The organism is Streptomyces sp. NPDC021093, from assembly GCF_044333135.1.
In the GTDB taxonomy this organism is placed as follows: Bacteria; Actinomycetota; Actinomycetes; order Streptomycetales; family Streptomycetaceae; genus Streptomyces.
This window is the reverse complement of record NZ_JBIRQJ010000001.1, coordinates 415,323-429,010: the sequence shown is the minus strand read 5'-3', so window position 1 is coordinate 429,010 and position 13,688 is coordinate 415,323. Positions and strand designations below refer to the sequence as shown.

Here is a 13,688-nt window from a genome sequence, read left to right as displayed (position 1 = left end):
GACCCATGGCTACGGACCGGCGCACCCTCCTCGCGGACGCGGCTCTCGGCGTACTCGCCGACGAAGGGATCCGCGGCCTGACCCACCGCGCGGTCGACCGCAAGGCGGCCTTGCCGACCGGCACCACCTCTGCGTACTTCCGCACCCGGGCCGCACTGCTCACCGCGCTCGTCACACGTCTGGTCCAGCTCGACCAGGCGGAACTGCACACAACGGCCGAGCGGTTGCCGCACCCGCGCACCTCCGGGGAACTGGTGGACGGGATGGTGCTGCTCACCCGACAACGGCTCACGGGCGAGGGCAGGCGCCGCTCGCTCGCCCGCTACGCCTGCGCCGTCGAGAGCGTGCGCGACCCGGAGCTGCGCGAGATCCTCCTGCCCCGCGAGAACGCGGGCCGCGAGAAGGTCCGGCTGTTCCTCGCCGAGCACGGCGTACCTCAGACGGAGCTGGAGAGCCGCAGTCACACCCTGCTGGCCTGCATCGACGGGCTGGTCTTCGACCGACTGGTGAGCGGCGGCGAAGTACCGCGCGAGGCCCTCGATCTCCTGGTCGCCGCCGCCCTGCGATAGGCCCGCCGCTCTGCGATAGGCCCGCGTCTCTGCGATAGGCCCGCCGCTCTGCGACAGGCCCCGGCGGCTTGCGGTTGGGCCTCGGCGGCTTGCGTTTAGGCCTCGGCGCCTTGCGGTTGGGCCCCGCCACCCCGTCCGAGGACGGCGCTACTTGATCGTGGTGTCGCCGAGCGAAATCAGCAGGCCGCGCAGCTTTCGCGCCAGGTCCTCGCACTCCTCCCGGTCGAAGGAGTCGAGCATGCGGGCCTCGGCGGCCAGGTGGTCGGCCATGTAAGCACGAGTGATCTCGTGCCCGCGCTCGGTGAGACGAATCTTCACGGAGCGCCGGTCCTCGGTGCCCCGGACCCGCTCGACCAGCCCCTTGGCCTCCATCCGGTCGATGCGGTTCGTGATCGCTCCGGACGTGACCATGGCCGCCTTGCGGAAGGCTCCGGCGGTCAGTTCGTACGGGGGTCCCGAGCGCTGCAGGGTGCTCAGGACGTCGAACTCGCCGAGCTCCAGATCCCGTTCGGCCGCGAAGGCCCGGAACTCCTTCTCCAGCGCGACACCGAGGCGCTGGAGCCTGCCGAGCACCTGCACGGGCCACAGCGCGTCGGCCAGGTCGGGGCGCTCCTTCGTCCACTGCCCGACGATGTCGTCCACGGCATCGGTGTCCGCCGCGCCTGCCCCGCCGTTCGCTTCGTCCATGGCCTGTCTCCTCCGTGCGTCGAATCCCCACAGGGTATCTCAACGTTGAATCACTTGACGTTGAACTAATCGCGATGCTTTTATCTCAACGTTGAAATTCTCAGCGTTGAACGGATGGAGTTTCGCCGTCCGCCGCTGCCGGCACGGCCGAACCGGGGGTCTTCGTGTCCACCGCAGTCTCCGCACCACGTCTCGCCGCTCCGGCGCCGCCCCGCCGGCCGTCGGCCCTGTGGCTGGCGCTCCTGGCCGCACCTGTCGCCACCGGAGCCAACGCACCCGTCCTCATCCTTCCCGACATGGCCCGTTCCCTGGGCGTCTCTACCGCCCAGGCGACCTGGCTGGTCACCGCCTTCGCCTGGGCCATGACAGTCGGAACACCCCTGTTCGCGGCGCTCGTTCGACACCGTGGCCTACGGACGACCCTGCTCACGGGCGCGGTCACCGCGCTGGCCGGTACCGTGCTCGTCGCGGTCGCGCCGTGGTTTCCCCTGACCCTCCTCGGCAGAGCCGCACAGGCGGCGGGCGGTGCGGGACTGGTCGCCGTGGCGATGAACCTCGCAGGCTCGACCCGTCGCATGGGGGCGATCACCGCCGGGTTCGGGGTACTGGGCGCCGTCGGGCCGCTCCTCGGCTCCGTTCTCGCGGGCCTGCTCCACTGGCGTGTCCCGCTCGCCCTTTCCGCCCTCGCGCTCCTCGCGGTGCCTGCCGTCTGGCGCCACCTCACCAGCGCAGCTCCGGAACGAGCCACGCACGCCGCGCCGGAACGAGCCACGCACGCCGCACCGTTCGACACCGTCGGGGCCGGGCTCGTCGCGGCACTGGCGTCCGCCCTGGTGCTGATCCCCATGGCTCCCTCGACGGGCGCGCTGGTCGCCGCGGCCGTGGCCCTCCCGCTGGCCCTCCACGTGCGGCGCCGTCCGGACGGTTTCGTACCGGCCGCGGTGGTGCGTTCACGCGCGTTCGTCAGTTCCGCCCTGCTCGCCTTCGTGTTCTCCACCTCGTACTTCATCCTGCTGTTCGCCCTCCCCGAGCTCGCCCGGCGGCGGACGGAGTGGAGCACCGGGACCATCGGCACGGGCCAGCTGATCGCGCTCCTCACCGGCTCCGTGCTCTCCTGGCTCCTCGCCGCCGCGGCAGCTCGACTGGGCCACCGCAAGGTCGTCACCGTCCTCGTCGCCCTGGGCACGGCCGCACCCCTCGCGGCCGCCTTCGTCCCTTGGGGTCCCGCGCTGCTCATCGCCGCGGCGGCAGCCGTGCTCGTCGCCACCGGCAGCAACGCCGTCCTGTCCGTGCACGTGGGCCGGTCCGCCCCGGCAGCTCAACGACCGGCGGCGATCGGCCTTTTCGTCCTCTGCTACCAACTCGGCGGAGCACTCGGCCCGGCCCTCGCCACACTTCTCGTCCTGGCCTGACGGAGCCGTCCGGCTCAGGTGCCGATCGCCTGCCCGGCCGTCGCGTCCACGTCTTCCGCGACCGTCGCCGCATCGAGCACCGTACGGGCGAGCGCCTGCGGGTCGGCCAGGGGTGTGAGGTGGCCGAGGCCCGGCCAGACGGAGAGGCGGCCGTCGCGGCAGGCGGCGAGGAAGGCGCGTTCGTCGCTGCGGAAGGGATCGCGAGCGCCGTTGGCCAGCCAGACCGGACCGGGGTAGGCGCCGAGCGCGACGATCGGGTCCATGCCGGTAACGGCGTCCGCGACGTCGGCCATGACCTCGCAGGACAGGCCGCCCGCACTCATGGCCTCCGCCGCGGGCGCGGGGAGCATCCGGCGGAAGCCGCGGACGCTGAGGCGCTCGGCAGTCCCGGCGTACCTGGCCGCCAGCCGGAACTGCCGCCGCAGGAGAGTCGCGTACGGTCCGCGGGGCGCGGCCGTGCAGCCGATGGCGAGCAGGCCCGCCACCCGGTCGGGGTGCCGGGCGGCGGTGGCGATGGAGACGTATCCGCCGAGGGAGAGACCCACGAGCAGGGCCTTCCCGCCGAGTTCGTCGACCGCGTCGGCCACCGCCTCGACGGCGGCGTCCATGGTGAAGGGCTCACCGCGCCGCCGACCGTGCCCCGGCAGATCGGGAGCAGCCGTCCGACGACGGGCTTCCGTACGGGATGCGTTGCGGGAATCGGCATGCGCTTCGGCGCGGGCATCGACGGCCGCCATGACGGGGTGCCACATCGTGCCGCTGACACGGGTGCCGTGCACGAAGACAAGGGGCAGCGCTGAGTCTCGGAGGTCCATGACCGGCACGCTAACACCAAATGCAACGCAACGTTGCGTTGTTTTCTATTTCTCTCCCTTGCTATTCTCGGCGACCATGGACGACGAACAGCGAGACTCCTCACCCGAGTCGGCCGAGCCCGGGGCCCAGCAAGGAGCACGGCCCCCACGCAAGCGGATCAACGCCCCCCGCAAGTCCCAGGAGATCTTCGACGCCACGCTCGACCTCCTCCGCGAGAAGGGGTACGAAGGCCTGACCGTCGAGGGCGTGGCCGACCGCGCCGGAGTCAACAAGACCACCCTCTACCGCTGGTGGCCCTCCAAGGGCGCGCTGCTCGGAGCCGCACTCGTCAACGGCACCCAGCTCGGCTTCCCGCTCCCCGACACGGGCTCCCTCCAGGGCGATCTGGAGGCTCTCCTGGGCTCCGTCGTCACTCTGCTCACCGTCCCGCCCTCCTCCGACATCGCGATCGCCGCACTCGGGGCAGCCACCCACAGCCCCGAACTGGCCTCCCACGCGCGGACCTTCTTCGCCGGCCGCCTCGCCCAGGAGCAACTGGTGTTCACCCGTGCCGTCGCCCGTGGTGAACTCGCCCCCGACACCGACCCGGCCCACCTGATGGACCTGCTCGCGGGGGCCGCCTGGCTGCGGATCGTCTTCCGTCAGCTCCCCCTGGAAGCCGACTTCGTCACCCGTACGGTCCGCACGGTCCTGCACGGCGCCGCCGCGCGGCAGACCCCCTGACAGCCGGCTCTGCACCTCACCCCAACGCCGCCCGCAGCATCGCCACCGTCGCGCCGGCCGCCGCGCGCTCGGTCTCGTCGTCGCTGATCCGGGCCCGTTCGTCCAGGAGTACGATCGCGGCCTCCAGCACCCCTGCGTGCACGGGAACCGTCCGTACCCCTGCCAGTGCCGCCCGCGCCCGGTCCGCAGCGGAATCCGGGGCCGGGCCACCGGGCCCGGACGGAATGAGGGTGGAAACACCGCGCCCGAGAGCTGGACGGTCGCGGTCACGGTACGGCGGCTGGGCCGGAGCGGTGGTCACCGCCCCAGTTTCCCCCGCCCGGCCGGCCGCACACAGCCCACCGCCACCGGCAGCCCGCCGTGCGTGGCAGAAGTGAACCCGACAGGGTTGCTCTCAGAACCTCACGGCATCGCTATGGCCGCCGCCGAAGCCCCCTGCTGCGAGCGCGGGGTCTTCTCGCCGACCTTCTGCGGGTCGATCGTCCGGGGGTCCACGGCCTCGCCGGGGGCGCCCTCGGCGTAGTACCCGCCGGGGGCGGTGTCCCGGTCGTGCGGGAGCAGGAAGAAGACGCGGCGCTTGTGCAGGCCGCTGTCCGGGTCCGCCTCGGCGTGCTCGTCGAGCTCCGTGTAGCCGACAAGACGGCCGTCGCGGGCATAGCGCGGCTTGCCGCGGCGACGGGGAGTCTTGTCGAGCGCCTGGCGGACGTAGTCGAGGTCGTCGGGGCTTTCCAGCCACACCACCGCATTCTCGTGGGCGAGATCGCTCTCGTTCAGTAGCGAGCTCATGGCTGAAGCCCCTCCTCGTTGTGTCCGGCCACGCACCGGCCTCGGTTTTCTCGCTCCGGGCCGGGTCCGCTCTTCGGGCCCCGTCTGTGCGTCTGCCCGGAGGCTCGGTACCCATCGTAAGGCTGCCCGGTGCCGCGGCACAGTGCACGAATGGGCGTCATGTGGTTGCCGCGCCGTTCGAAGAACCGGAAACGAGTCCGGAAACGGCGGGGTCGTCCTCGTCGGAGAGCAGGCCCAGACCCGGGTAGTACTTCTTTCCGCTGGACTTCATCATGTCGTTCGGCGACGCGAGACCGAGCTCCTGACGGATACGGCTGGCGAAGGAACGCGAGGTCGCGGGCCTGATTCCCTCGCTGGCATTGCACCAGGTGCCGTACGCGGCGTACAGCACGCCCTGCTCGACGCGGAGGTCCGAGGAGCGGTCGTGCCCGTTGGCGGTGGGCGGGCTCTTGATGCAGCACTCCTTCAGGAAGCGGCCGATGTGATCCTCGGTCGACTCGTACGCCTCGGTGGCCATGCGTACGGAATCAGGACCGGTGAGCGGATCCCGGGTCTCCAGATAATTCATCGCGCCCTCGATGAGCCAGTGGAGGATGCCGGGGCCCTCGTCCCGTACGAGCTCGAACGCCAGGTTGTCGATCTTGTGCTTGTTGGGGACCACGCGTTCGAACGGGATGAGGCGGATGCGCCGCCAGAAGGCGTGGCCTCCGGTGCCGACCTCGGGACGGTGGTTGCCCAGCAGCCACAGCTTGTGGGTAGGGGCGAAGGAGAAGTAGTCCTGGCGCATCCGGCGGGCCTTGATGCGGTCGCCGCCGGTGAGGAGCTTGACCCTGGACTCGTCGAACTTGTCGTTGGGCTTGAGCTCGGAACAGACCATGATGCGGCGGCCGTGCAGTTCGGTGAGCTCGGTGGAGTGCTCGGAGAACTTGCCCTTCTCCATGAGGAAGCCGGGCGGCGCGGCGTCCGCGTAGTCGCCGAGGATCTGGATCATCACGTCGAGCAGGACGGACTTGCCGTTGGCGCCCGCGCCGAAGAGGAACGGCAGGACCTGCGCGCCGACGTCCCCGGTGATCGAGTAACCCAGCAGCAGGTGCAGGAACCGGATGGTCTCCAGACCCTTGTCGTCGTGGCCGAAGGTGTCGTGGAGGAACGTGTGCCAGCGGGGCGTCGGCATGTTCTCCGGGGCGACGCTGGTGGCCCGCGAGTGCCGGTCGGTGACCGGGTTGGGCTTGCGCATGTCGCCCGTCTGGAGGTCGACGACGCCCTCGGGGGTGCAGAGCGCGTACGCGTCGCCGTCCAGGACGTCCGGGTCGAGGGTGAGCGCCGGGGACGCCTTGGCCTGCGTGAGCAGCGCCTTCATGCCGGGTGTCGACATGGTGCGCTTGCGGTGGGCATACAGCTCGCGGTCGCTGAAGAAGCCGCGCGGGTCCTGGGCGGGCATCTGCTCGGCCATGTCCCCTGCGGCCCACAGGGCGGCCTTCTCACCGCCGGTGCGCTTCCAGCGGTACTGGTCCCAGGAGTACCAGCCCAGGCCCTCCACGTGGCGGAACTGGTCTCCGTACAGCTGGGCGAACAGCTTGGCGTTGCCCCGGTCGGTGAGCATGCCCGGCAGCAGTCCGAGTGGGTCGAACGGTTCGTGCACGGCGAGTGGCCCCGGCGCTGCGGGGTGTCCTGCGGCCTGCGCGGGGAGCGCCGTGGCCGCCGCGGGGTCCTGGTCCGGTTCGGGGACCGGGAATTCGAGCATCTGCTGAGCGGCGGCAGTGGCGTCGAAGCTCGTGCTCTCGGCGCTGCTCATGGGCGTCCTTGGGGGTGAAGCGGTCGGGTGGCACCTGCGGCAAGGGCGGAATCGATGATCGTGGTGTTGCGCTGCGGCTGGTGCGGACGGGCTGTCCTGGCTGCTTCCGCCAGGAGGTCGCGTACCTGCGGTTCGGAGAGGTGGCCGCCGGCCACCAGACCTCCCGCGGTGTACGCGGCCCGGTTGAGCTTCTCGGTGAAGCTGGCCCCCTGCGGGGTCGTCGCACAGGCCGCGACCTCGGCCAGGAGGGGGTCCAGAAGGCGCTGTGCCGTCCTGGGAGTTCGTCGGGTGCGTGGGCGCGGGTGCGGGACCGCCCGGGGCTCCAGAGGCGTTCTGAGCGCCTCGGGTGTGGCTGTGGGGTCTGTCGGGGCCGCTCCCTCGGAGCCCTGCACGGTGGCATGCCCGGTCCGCGTGAGCTCGTCGGCGAGCCAGTCGGGGAGCGGGGCCGGCAGTCTCGTGTCGCCGACCGGGACGTAGCTGCCCTGGGGAGTGCGGTTCGTGGGCGCGACGATGTATCCGTTGTCGGCCCGGATGTCGACCTGCCAGGCGAGGGCGACCTTGGGGCTGGATCCGGTGGAGGAGCGGAAGCGGGTGTCGGGGCGGGTGTTCCGGTACCAGATGTGGAGACCTCCCGAGGGAGTGCGTACGCGGAGGGTCGTTTCGTCCTTGGCCGGGTCCGGCTGCTTCCGGTACGCGGCGAGCAGCGCAAGCGTGTCGAACCCGGAGCCGAGGCCCGTCAGGTCCACGCGGTCGTGGATGGGGATGCCCGGCAGGAGGCGGCTGCGGTCGGGCACTTCGGCACTGTGCGCGTCCACGTCGAGGACGACGAGCCCGGCAGGCCCGCACGCGACACCCACGCCCATCGCCGGGTTCGCGCCCCACCAGTCGTCGATCCGGGCCGTGTTGGTGGTCGCGGCCCGGAAGCCGTGGCACCAGCGTCCCTCGGGGAGGCAGGGGCAGTCCTGCGTGTTGTGGTGCCCGTTTTCCCTGCATGTGGGGCAGTTGGCGGCGGGAGTCTTCCGGCCGGGGGCCAATGGGTGAACCGGCCAGCCGTTGCCCGCACACCAGCGGGCAACGTCGTGTGCCCGCACAGTCCCTGAAGGGACTGGGGTACTGGTTTCACCGTGGCGCGGCACGCGGTCGTCCTTGTCGGGGTCAGCGGTGGTGCGTTCGGTCCCTCTTCGTACCTGACATTAAAGGCGCTGGTCAGAGCCTTGTTGCTGCCTGCATGAGGGACTGAAGGGACTGAACTTTCCTATGAGGTCCTGAGCCTAGCGCAAGGGTGGGCAATCTCCGCGGGGAACTGCCGTTGTATCAGTTCTTCAGTCCCTTGAGTCCCTTTGGGCCGTCGGCGGGCGAGCGGTCTTTCCACCGGGCTGCTCGGAGTGGCGGGAGTCCCTACCGCGTCCTGCAGGGGAGGAGGTCCGGACTGCGGCTTGTCGTACCCGTGACCGAGGGTCGGTCGCTTCTCCGTTTTCCAGGGCCCGGGGACTGGAGCGACGGGGACCGTCCCGTTCAGTCCCCGCCCTTCAGTCCCTCAGTAAACCTGCAGGTCAGCGGCTTCCGGCTGGCTTCTGAAGGGACCGAGAGGGACTGAAGGGACTGAAATTCCTAGTTATGAACGCTTCAGGCTTATACCTGTCTACTACACGCGTCCGCATACACACGCGCACACAATTGGGATGGATACTGCAAAGTTGAGTCCCTTCAGTCCCTCAGTCCCTTGATCAGAACCAGCTCCATGTCTCTGACCTGGCCTTTTAGCGAGGGACTCAACGGAGGGACTGAAGCGCAGGGACTGAACGGGACGGTCCCCCATGACCCCTTCCGGGGTCGATGAAGGGCACGTATCACCGGATCTCGCACACCCGTTCCAGATGTCTACCTTCAGCCGCCTGCCGGGGGTGCCGAACCTGTGCGGGTCACCCGTTATCCGGCAAATGGGTCGGCCAGATGGACGGCGGCCTTGTGCAGGTACGGTCTGTCCCGCCCCTGCAGGTCCTCGCAGGGTCCGGCAGAGCGCAAGACGGTATCCAGCGCCCGGTCGGGATCAGCGGCGTAGCAACTGCTGAACCACGCCATGTTCGCCTCCACCACGGCCCAGTCCCCCGTTGGATCCAGCAGCCCGATGTCCAGGACCACAGCACTCGGGAGGCCGGCAGCGCAGGAGTCGAGAAGGCTGCGTGCGAAGGCCAGAGCAGTGTCGTGATGCCGGTGGGTGGTGTCCAGAGGGAGCGGATCGAGCAGCCCGTACGTGGCGTACTGAGATGCGGTACGGACCTCCCCGTCCAGCACGTACAACCTGAACTCCGCGGCCCAGACCACTACCTCGCTGACCTGTACCGGCAGGTCGGGAGGCAGCTCCGTCCCGGCCGGAAGACTGCACCCGTCCGCGTACACAGCGGCCGGGAAGCTCTTGTCGCTCGGTGGCTTCACGAACAGAGGCCCGGAGAGTTCTCGCACCTCTGACAGCGTTGAAAGCGCGATCGTCCGGCGGGTGAACTCCTCAGGCAGAGTGCACAACCACCCGTCCCCCGGCACGAGCAGAGCGACCCCGAGGTCGTCCGCCACCCGGTCCGCGTACTTCGGGCCGCCGTAGTAGTGCCCACCTGGCCGCCCCCGCAGGGAGGCCGCCCCTCCCCCAGTGGAGAGCACTTCCACGGCCATCCCACGGCGCCGGGCTGCTGCTGCGAGGAGAGCGCGGGTGGGGCTGTACTGCGGCGTCAGTGCGAGGAATCCTTGCTCGGTCATGGGCGTCGACGATGCCAGTGGCGCGGGAGCGCGGTCCACGGTTTATGGGCACGACGCGGACAGCTCAGAAACAGCCCAGAGGGACCGGGAGAGGGACCGAGGGACTGAAGGACCGGGAAACTGAACAAGCGACGAAACGCGTGGGACGGCCCGGCTGCCGGTGGGCAGGCAGACCGTCCCGGCAATACTCAGCTGCTGGAAGCCGTGTCGACTTCAGGTGTGGTGCGGCGCAGTTCCTCGTTCAGGCGCAGGGCTTCTCCGAGCTGGTCCTCAAGGATGACGATCCGGCAGGCGGCACCGACCGGAGTGCCCTGGTCGACCAGTTCGCGGGCGCGTGCGGCGATGCGCAACTGATAGCGCGAGTAACGCCGGTGGCCGCCCTCCGAACGCAGCGGGGTGATCAACCGCGCTTCTCCTATGGCCCGCAGAAAGGCGGGCGTCGCACCGATCATCTCGGCCGCCCGGCCCATGGTGTAAGCCGGGTAATCGTCGTCGTCGAAGCGGTCCTGGGGACGGGACGGGGATGTGGACGGGATCTGCTGGTTGTCTACTGCCACCGGCACCTCACTGCCTTCGCTGTCGTCACTCTGATCGCTGTCGCAACTGCCGTCGCTGTTGAGTTCAAAACGTAGAGGGGCCCCAGTGCCGTACGGCACCAGGGCCCCAAGGGAATCAACACCATCTACCGGCTTCGAACAGCGCCGGCCTTGAGTTTTCCGCCGTCCGGCCTATGAAGACCGGGGTGCGGGGATCGCGGATGCGTGACCGTGGGACCACCTTTCCGTTCCGGGGCCTGCGGTACCCGGGCGGACACTCCCGCGCCCGGGCGATCCTGATGGCGTCATCCTCCATTTCTCTCGTGTGCAACCTCTGGTACTGCGAGTACTGCGTACTGCTCGTCATGCCGGTCGCTCTGCGAACTGCTAGCGGCCCCTGAGACCGCCCGGCCCGGCAACCAACCACGGGACCCTTTCACTGCCCGGCCCCGCCGTTCCACTGCCGTGCCACAACCTGCTTCGAACCGGCATGCGCGGCAATCCGTATCTGCCGCGCCTCACTCGACTTCGTGGTTACGAGAAGAAATCTAGACCTCGTGCACCCTGATGTCTACCTTCACCGCTATAGATTTTCTGTGCCCCCAACAACGGGGGCACAGGGGCCCTTGCCGTCACTCGTACGAGCTGTATTTCGCATCCGCAACGCTCTGTGGGCGTCTGAGTGCCGATGGATCGGGCATACGCCTGCCTCAAGGCGGTACAACCGATCACGGATTGGGGCGTACGCGCATGAACACCAGGCAGTTGATCCAGCAGACAGGCCGTCGGACAGACCGGCAGCCGGGAGAGCAGTCGTGCGTCCCTGTCCGGGGTGAAGGACCTGCAGGAGTCCTGTACGCACGAGAGGCGGCCCGGGCCTTCGCAGAAGGCCTCTCCCCCGTGCCGGACGCGGACGCGGCGGAGTCCCTGGTCCTCGTCGTGTCCGAACTCGTCACCAACGCGGTACGTCATGGAGGCGGCCGCTACACCCTCGCGCTCTCGGCATCCCGGGACGCCCTCACCGTCGCCGTCGGTGATTCCAGCCCGGAGGCGCCGCTTGAGCGCCCCCCGGACTTCGACGACGGTGGAGGGGGCTTCGGCTGGCACATGGTGCGGCTGCTGGCCCGTGAGGTGACGGTGGTTCCCGGACCGCGTTCGGGCCGTGGGCGCAGAGCGCGCAGCCGGGGCAAGACGATCTGGGCGGTGCTTCCCCGATAGCGCGGGCAGGGAGAGGGAGTTGTGCCGCGCACGTGATGCCTTCCGAGGGCTTACACCCTCAACGGATTGTTCCTTCCCAGGATTTGATCCTTTCCGCCGCCGTCCCCGTACGACGGCGATTACCGTCGGGGTATGACCGAGCCCTGGGAGCCCTCCACCACCGGTGTCCTGCGTCTGCCCTCCGGACGCCTGGTCCGCGGCCGTGGGCTGCGCCGGCCGCTCCCGGCCGGGCCTGCGCCCACGTACGCCGTCCACCTGCTCGGCAAGCAGCCGCCGGAGGTTCCCTGGGCGGCCCAGTGGCTGCGCTGGCCCGACTTCCGGCTGCCGGCCGACCGTGAACAGGCCCGTAGGATCCTGGCGGATGCCTGGGACCGTACCGACACCGAGCGTGTCGAGTTCGCCTGTGGCGGCGGGCGTGGCAGGACCGGCACAGCCCTTGCCTGTCTCGCCGTGCTCGACGGCGTACCGCCCGCGAAAGCCGTGGAGTTCGTGCGCGAGAACTACGACCGGCACGCCGTCGAAACCCCCTGGCAGAAGCGGTACGTCCTGCGCTTCGCCGACTGACGGGGCCCGACCGCGGCCGGCCGCGGCCCGACCGTGGCCCGGACGAAGGACGACCGGCAGACCGGCCCCGCCCTCACCGGGCCGCTTCAGCGAGGCGGGAGCAGTTCCTCGGCCGCTGTTTCAGCCACCGCGCTCGCGACGGCGACCAGCGCGGGCGAGTCCAGCTTCCACTGCTGCCAGAACAGCGGTACGTCCACGGTGCGGTCGGTCGCGAGGAGGGTGAGCGCCCCCGAGCGCAGCAGTGGCAGCGCCTGCGGTTCGGGCACGAGGCCCCAGCCCAGCCCTGCGGCGATCGCGTCGCAGAACCCCTCGGAGGTGGGGACGTAGTGCCGCAGGGCGCTCGCGCCCTGAGCGTCCTTGCCGCCGCCCGCCAGTGACCGTACGAGACCGTCCTGAAGATCGTCCCGACGGTCGAAGACCATCACCGGTGCCTCGCGCAGCCGATCCACCAGCCGTCCCGACCCCAGATGCCGTTCCTCGAACTCCGGGTTCGCCACCGGCAGATATCGCGCCAGCCCGAGCGCCCGTACCGTGCACCCCACCACGGGGTCGGGCGACGAGGTCACGGCGGCCATCACCTGCCCCTCGCGCAGCAGTGCCGTGGTGTGTGCCTCGTCCTCGCGGCGCAGCTCGAAACAGACGGGCGGGTCCTGCGGAACCCGCCGCAGAGCGGGCAGGAACCACGTCGCGAGTGAGTCGGCGTTCACCGCGATGGCCAGCCGTGTGGTGGGCTGCCGCTGGTCCTTCCCGGCGAGGCCCAGCTCGGCCCGTGCATCGCGCTCCAGCAGCGCGAGCTGGCGTGCGAACCGCACCACGACCTCCCCGGAATCCGTCGGCCGTACCGGCTTGGACCGCATCAGCAGCACCCGCCCGGTCCGCTGCTCCAGGGCTTTGATGCGCTGGCTGACGGCGGACGGGGTGACGTGCAGGGAAGCGGCGGCGGCGTCGAAAGTGCCCTCGTCCACGACGGCGAGCAGGGTGTACACCTGGTCCAGAGGAAGTTCGTCCATCACAAGCGCTAATGGTACGTAAGAATCTTTAGCTGGACTGAAGAGTGGCTGGTTCATACCGTCGACGGCATGACACACAGCACCTCAGGAATCGTCGCGGCCGTGCTCGCCGGCTTCGGCACCGGACTCGCCCTCATCGTCGCGATCGGCGCGCAGAACGCCTTCGTCCTGCGCCAGGGTGCGCACCGCCACGCGGTCCTTGCGGTGGTTGCGATCTGTGCGGTGTCCGACGCTGTCCTGATCATGCTCGGAGTGACGGGCGTCGGAGCGTTCGTCACCGCCTGGCCCGCGGCCCTCACGGCGGTCGGCATCGCCGGCGGCGCCTTCCTGATCTGCTACGGCATCCTGGCCGCCCGCCGCGTACTGCGCCCCGCCCCCGATGCCGCCCTCAGCACGGCCGGCAAGGCGACCGGTTCGACCCGTGCCGCTGTGCTGACCTGCCTGGCCATGACCTGGCTCAACCCCCACGTCTACCTCGACACCGTCCTTCTCCTCGGCTCGGTCGCCACCGACCACGGCTCCCTGCGCTGGGCCTTCGGGGGCGGTGCGGTCCTGGCGAGCCTGACCTGGTTCACGACGCTGGGGTACGGGGCGCGGCTGCTGAGTGGTCTGCTGGCGAAGCCGGGAGCCTGGCGGGTGCTGGACGGGGTCGTGGCGGCAACGATGGTGACCATGGGAGGGATGTTGCTGGCGGGGGCGTAAACCGTTGCCCGGCCAGGGGGAACCCCGCCGGATTCAGCCCCCCGGGCGGGCTCCCTTTTCACCGACACCCCGTCAGCAGCCCCTGCTGCCAACCGACACGCAGTGCTTTCCTGCCCCCA

15 protein-coding genes are annotated in these 13,688 nt (G+C 69.9%); 6 read left to right on the top strand and 9 right to left on the bottom strand.

Features of this window, described 5'->3' with window-relative positions:
• Positions 1-5: 5 nt before the first annotated feature.
• Complete coding sequence (locus ACH4SP_RS02020) at positions 6-569, top strand: TetR/AcrR family transcriptional regulator (RefSeq protein WP_398408240.1); 564 nt, start codon at positions 6-8, stop codon at positions 567-569.
• Positions 570-716: 147 nt separating this feature from the next.
• On the opposite strand, the gene ACH4SP_RS02015 is transcribed toward ACH4SP_RS02020, so the two are convergent.
• On the bottom strand, positions 717-1,256 hold the full coding sequence (locus tag ACH4SP_RS02015; protein ID WP_398408238.1) for a MarR family winged helix-turn-helix transcriptional regulator: 540 nt from the start codon (positions 1,254-1,256) through the stop codon (positions 717-719).
• A gap of 164 nt (positions 1,257-1,420) precedes the next feature.
• On the opposite strand from ACH4SP_RS02015, the gene ACH4SP_RS02010 reads away from it, so the two are divergent.
• Positions 1,421-2,668: an MFS transporter gene (locus ACH4SP_RS02010; protein ID WP_398408237.1), complete on the top strand. Its 1,248-nt coding sequence runs from the start codon at positions 1,421-1,423 to the stop codon at positions 2,666-2,668.
• Between the two features lie 14 nt (positions 2,669-2,682).
• On the opposite strand, the gene ACH4SP_RS02005 is transcribed toward ACH4SP_RS02010, so the two are convergent.
• On the bottom strand, positions 2,683-3,483 hold the full coding sequence (locus ACH4SP_RS02005; protein WP_398408236.1) for an alpha/beta fold hydrolase: 801 nt from the start codon (positions 3,481-3,483) through the stop codon (positions 2,683-2,685).
• A 76-nt stretch (positions 3,484-3,559) separates the two neighbouring features.
• Between ACH4SP_RS02005 and ACH4SP_RS02000 the strand changes: the two genes are divergently transcribed.
• A complete protein-coding gene (locus ACH4SP_RS02000) occupies positions 3,560-4,207 on the top strand; it encodes a TetR/AcrR family transcriptional regulator (RefSeq protein WP_398408235.1) in 648 nt (215 codons plus the stop codon).
• Positions 4,208-4,223: 16 nt separating this feature from the next.
• Here the strand turns inward: ACH4SP_RS02000 and ACH4SP_RS01995 are convergent, their stop codons facing one another.
• The 6 genes from ACH4SP_RS01995 to ACH4SP_RS01970 form a co-directional block, all read right to left on the bottom strand.
• On the bottom strand, positions 4,224-4,508 hold the full coding sequence (locus ACH4SP_RS01995; protein WP_398408234.1) for a hypothetical protein: 285 nt from the start codon (positions 4,506-4,508) through the stop codon (positions 4,224-4,226).
• 101 nt (positions 4,509-4,609) lie between these two features.
• Positions 4,610-4,993, bottom strand: coding sequence for a DUF6009 family protein (locus tag ACH4SP_RS01990; protein ID WP_189823634.1), 384 nt, complete (start codon positions 4,991-4,993; stop codon positions 4,610-4,612).
• 157 nt (positions 4,994-5,150) lie between these two features.
• On the bottom strand, positions 5,151-6,788 hold the full coding sequence (locus tag ACH4SP_RS01985; RefSeq protein ID WP_398408233.1) for a phage/plasmid primase, P4 family: 1,638 nt from the start codon (positions 6,786-6,788) through the stop codon (positions 5,151-5,153).
• Positions 6,785-7,924, bottom strand: coding sequence for a bifunctional DNA primase/polymerase (locus ACH4SP_RS01980; RefSeq protein ID WP_398408232.1), 1,140 nt, complete (start codon positions 7,922-7,924; stop codon positions 6,785-6,787). Before ACH4SP_RS01980 ends, ACH4SP_RS01985 begins: the two co-directional genes overlap by 4 nt.
• A 793-nt stretch (positions 7,925-8,717) precedes the next feature.
• The gene (locus ACH4SP_RS01975) at positions 8,718-9,539 is read right to left on the bottom strand and encodes an ATP-grasp domain-containing protein (RefSeq protein ID WP_398408231.1); all 822 of its coding nucleotides are present in this window, start codon (positions 9,537-9,539) and stop codon (positions 8,718-8,720) included.
• A 188-nt stretch (positions 9,540-9,727) separates the two neighbouring features.
• On the bottom strand, positions 9,728-10,075 hold the full coding sequence (locus tag ACH4SP_RS01970) for a MerR family transcriptional regulator (RefSeq protein WP_398409498.1): 348 nt from the start codon (positions 10,073-10,075) through the stop codon (positions 9,728-9,730).
• A 567-nt stretch (positions 10,076-10,642) separates the two neighbouring features.
• On the opposite strand from ACH4SP_RS01970, the gene ACH4SP_RS01965 reads away from it, so the two are divergent.
• Both ACH4SP_RS01965 and ACH4SP_RS01960 read left to right on the top strand, forming a co-directional pair.
• On the top strand, positions 10,643-11,293 hold the full coding sequence (locus tag ACH4SP_RS01965) for an ATP-binding protein (protein WP_398408230.1): 651 nt from the start codon (positions 10,643-10,645) through the stop codon (positions 11,291-11,293).
• Between the two features lie 132 nt (positions 11,294-11,425).
• Entirely contained in the window at positions 11,426-11,857 is a 432-nt protein-coding gene (locus ACH4SP_RS01960) for a protein phosphatase (RefSeq protein WP_398408229.1), read from the top strand.
• A gap of 86 nt (positions 11,858-11,943) precedes the next feature.
• Here the strand turns inward: ACH4SP_RS01960 and ACH4SP_RS01955 are convergent, their stop codons facing one another.
• Positions 11,944-12,867, bottom strand: coding sequence for a LysR family transcriptional regulator ArgP (locus ACH4SP_RS01955; protein WP_398408228.1), 924 nt, complete (start codon positions 12,865-12,867; stop codon positions 11,944-11,946).
• A gap of 69 nt (positions 12,868-12,936) precedes the next feature.
• Between ACH4SP_RS01955 and ACH4SP_RS01950 the strand changes: the two genes are divergently transcribed.
• Positions 12,937-13,569 (top strand): LysE/ArgO family amino acid transporter, encoded by a 633-nt coding sequence (locus ACH4SP_RS01950; protein WP_398408227.1) that lies wholly within the window; start codon positions 12,937-12,939, stop codon positions 13,567-13,569.
• Positions 13,570-13,688 lie beyond the last annotated feature (119 nt).